This is a genomic window from Moorena sp. SIO3B2, assembly GCF_010692525.1.
GTDB lineage: Bacteria > Cyanobacteriota > Cyanobacteriia > Cyanobacteriales > Coleofasciculaceae > Moorena > Moorena producens.
The window spans coordinates 1-3,350 of sequence record NZ_JAAHHE010000535.1; the positions used below are offsets into that span (position 1 = coordinate 1).

4 protein-coding genes and 2 pseudogenes are annotated in these 3,350 nt (G+C 41.8%); 3 read left to right on the forward strand and 3 right to left on the reverse strand.

Features of this window, described 5'->3' with window-relative positions; genetic code table 11:
* Together F6K38_RS37550 and F6K38_RS37555 are read right to left on the reverse strand one after the other, a co-directional pair.
* Positions 1-527: pseudogene (locus F6K38_RS37550) on the reverse strand (hypothetical protein); the annotation flags it as partial.
* 572 nt (positions 528-1,099) lie between these two features.
* On the reverse strand, positions 1,100-1,303 hold the full coding sequence (locus F6K38_RS37555; protein ID WP_287360076.1) for a hypothetical protein: 204 nt from the start codon (positions 1,301-1,303) through the stop codon (positions 1,100-1,102).
* 93 nt (positions 1,304-1,396) lie between these two features.
* Here F6K38_RS37555 and F6K38_RS37560 point away from each other — a divergent pair, with 93 nt between their 5' ends.
* Together F6K38_RS37560 and F6K38_RS37565 are read left to right on the forward strand one after the other, a co-directional pair.
* A complete protein-coding gene (locus F6K38_RS37560; protein WP_287360078.1) occupies positions 1,397-1,813 on the forward strand; it encodes a XisH family protein in 417 nt (138 codons plus the stop codon).
* On the forward strand, positions 1,801-2,142 hold the full coding sequence (locus tag F6K38_RS37565; protein ID WP_287360079.1) for a XisI protein: 342 nt from the start codon (positions 1,801-1,803) through the stop codon (positions 2,140-2,142). Before F6K38_RS37560 ends, F6K38_RS37565 begins: the two co-directional genes overlap by 13 nt.
* Positions 2,143-2,482: 340 nt before the next feature.
* Here F6K38_RS37565 and F6K38_RS37570 read toward each other — a convergent pair whose 3' ends face one another.
* Positions 2,483-2,671, reverse strand: coding sequence for a hypothetical protein (locus F6K38_RS37570; protein WP_287360080.1), 189 nt, complete (start codon positions 2,669-2,671; stop codon positions 2,483-2,485).
* 69 nt (positions 2,672-2,740) lie between these two features.
* On the opposite strand from F6K38_RS37570, the pseudogene F6K38_RS37575 reads away from it, so the two are divergent.
* A pseudogene (locus F6K38_RS37575) lies at positions 2,741-3,350 on the forward strand (RNA-directed DNA polymerase); the annotation flags it as partial.

Below are 3,350 nucleotides of genomic sequence, written 5' to 3' on the forward strand. Positions count from 1 at the left end.
TTACGCTCTTTTAGGTCATAGTAGCGAAATACCCAAATAGAGCGCCAAGGCTCTTTGATAGACTCCAAAAAGTATTCTGACATCTCTGGGTTTATGACTACTTTATCCCCTGAAAAATATCTTTTTTCTTCAGTTTTGTCTGGATAGTTTAAAGTATAGGTTTCTTCTTTGAGGCGCTTAAATTTATCGAAAATACCATTATCCTTTAACCACTGAAGTGATGATGGCAGGGTTTTGCCATCCTGGAGCATTTTCTGCAAAGAGTTTAGTTTCCGAGGCAGGGCTGGTTCATCTTCAATCTCCCGACTACTAAAGGTCACGACGTTAGTAGCATCCTGGTATTGCCAGTCTGACTTGAGGAAACTCAGGATTAATCCTTCATAAATCTCGTTTGTTCCCTTTTTGTGTTCATAGACACTGCCTTGGTTAAAGCCCTGGTAGGTTAAGCGCTGTTCCTCTTCAATATTGAGACCGCCAAACCCACGAATAAGGATAATTGGTAAAGGAGTACGGGTAGGTACAGACATTGTCATCTCCTATTGTATCTGGAATGTTAATTCATCGATCTTAGCTGCTGATTTATCTATAGACCATCAGTGTTTTTCGTCAATTAAAAATTGATAATTTTAAATTACCTCAGTTTGACATAACTAACTATCCTCCTATTCAGGAGCTTCGAGTCAAGAGCTTCGAGTCAGACTAATTAATTTTTAAGTAAGTTTAAGGATAAATTAGTTTATGTATCCACTGCTTAGCATTTAAATCAACAGGTAGGACAAAGTCAATCATTTACTGATAGACATTAAAATAGAGTAAAAAAAATTAATCATAAACTACTTGTGATAATATTTGTGATTACATTAGCATCGGTCAAGAATAAATTTTTACACTAGCTGTTCTAGCTATGAAACAACTGAAAAAAATCTTGATTGTGCTCTATATACTTTGCCTGTCTGTGTTCTATGGTGATGATGCCTATGCCCACGCTCGCCATCCCAGGTTGTCAAGACGCATATAGCGCTACGCGTCATGGCATTGGCAAGAGGAATCCCCCCTAACCACCCTTAGTAAGCAGGGCGGGCATGGATGCTAAAGTTGACTACAAAAACTTAGGTGCGCTTTCCGCATTAAGAATTAAATTCGCCACGAGTCGCACCTGATGTTGTTTGCGGCAGGCCATGGCTGGGTCAGGGTCGTAATTAGAGGTGAAACGGACTCGATGCATAAGTTTACTGCCATTGGCTTTGGCAGATTTTCGGTCAATCAACCAGCCCAAAACCACTCGCGCTTTACATAAAGACACTTAATAATATCCAATTTAAATGGCGAACAGCTTATGATAATGCCGTAGATGATAGAATTAAATAAATCATAATTAGGATGCAAAACATCCAAAATGGCAAAAGACGTTTTCCATCAACAGGTTAAAAATGCTTTGATCAAAGACGGATGGAATATAACTCACGATCCTTTCACGATTCGGATTAGCGAGGCAGTGAAATTACAAATTGATTTAGCGGCAGAAATTGCAATCGCAGCTGAACGATATTCCGAAAGAATTGCTGTAGAAATTAAAAGCTTTATTGGCGACTCAGATATCAGCACATTTCATACGGCGTTAGGGCAATATCTTAACTATTGTCAGGCTGTTGAAGAACTTGAAGCAGAGCGAATTGTTTATTTAGCTATTCCTTGTGAAACTTATCAAGATTTTTTTCAGCTTTCTTTCATCCAACGCGCTCTGAAACGTTACCAAGTTAAGTTGATGATTTACGATCCGAAATTGGAGGAGATTAAGCAATGGATAAAATAGATCAATATCGGCAATTTATCAAGCATATTTTAACTGAACACTCCCAAATAGCAACCCCTACGGATAGGGATACCGTCAAAGCCGAGCTAATATTTGATAGGGAACACGACCATTATCAATTGGCTTATGTGGGTTGGCAAGGAGATAAGCGGGTATTTGGTCCTGTGATGCACTTTGATATTATTGATGGCAAAATCTGGATTCAATATAACGGGACTGAAGACTCGGTTGCTGAAAGGTTGCTGGAAATGGGTGTACCAACTTCTGATATCGTTTTAGGTTTTCATTCCGCTTTTAAGCGCCAATTTACCCATTATGCAGTTGGTTAAAACTTTGATGCCCTATTTAGCGGTTTGCGACTTTATTATGTGAAAGGGCTACTCGTGGTTGACTGACAAAAGTTTACAGAGAGCGATCGCCTGATTGACAGACGAAACTCCTACTGAAACTGAACATGTGGCAACATTAGTCAAAAATGAATCTGCTGTGATGTATACAAAGGGCTGCCCCTTACCGCTCTGTGTATCACCTTGAAACAGTATTGTGCAGGGAGCTAAAATTGAAAATACGAAGTTGACAATCACCCATAACTGCCTGTACCGGTGCCACCAAAGGTAATTTCGGCCATCAGCGACTTGATCAAGACAATGGGAAAAAATGTATAGCGGTTTATAGCCTAATCAGGTACAGAGGATTTTTTATCTCTTGCCTCTTGCCTCTTGCCTCTTGCCTCTTGCCTCTTCTTTGTTCCGGTGATCCGCTGTTCCCTATTCCCTGGGCATAACGCCATAACAAACAACCTTGGCCTTTTGGCCTTTTGGCCAAAAGGCCAAAAGGCCAAGCTACGCGAACGGCCACGCGTGCGCGATTAGCCCTTTGGGCTACGCTACGCGAACAACCAACCTTAAAAACTAAAAAATAGTTCCCATGTCAGACCAACCCCGTACCCGTCAGGAACTCTATGATCGCATCCGCCAAATTGGAAAAGAAGAATTCGTTCTCGAAGAAATGATTCGCTACGGATTTTGGCCAGCAGAAGGTGAGATGCCAGAAGATCCAGCTGATGAAATTCGACGGCGGGGAGAACTCCAGCGAGAACTAGCCCAACTGCGCCAAGAAAGTAAGAAACTACAAAACGAACAAGCAGTCCGTAAGCGGTTGCTAAAAGAACGGTTAGCCCAGTCTAGGCTTAAGCGTCAGGAAACCAAACAACGACGGGAACAACAACGGCTCGAACGTGCCCAAGCGTGGGCTATACGCCAGCAACAGGAAATACTCTATCTCGGTGAGGAAGTATCCCCAGGTCTAAACCATACCGAAAGCGATCGCATACGATTAGAAACCTATAAATTACCCCTGCTTAGCACAGCTCAAGAAATTGCTCAAGCCATGGGGATTCCCCTAGGACAGCTACGCTTTCTCGCATTTAATCGCAAAACCGCCACCATATCTCACTACATTCGTTTCAAGATTCCCAAAAAAACCGGTGGAGAGCGATTAATTTCCGCACCCAAACCAAAACTAAAACAAGCACAAC

Excerpts from the sequence above, each read along its gene's own strand:
- F6K38_RS37560 (WP_287360078.1), top strand. The coding sequence starts at position 1,397 with ATGGCAAAAGACGTTTTCCATCAACAGGTTAAAAATGCTTTGATCAAA.
- F6K38_RS37565 (WP_287360079.1), top strand. The coding sequence starts at position 1,801 with ATGGATAAAATAGATCAATATCGGCAATTTATCAAGCATATTTTAACT.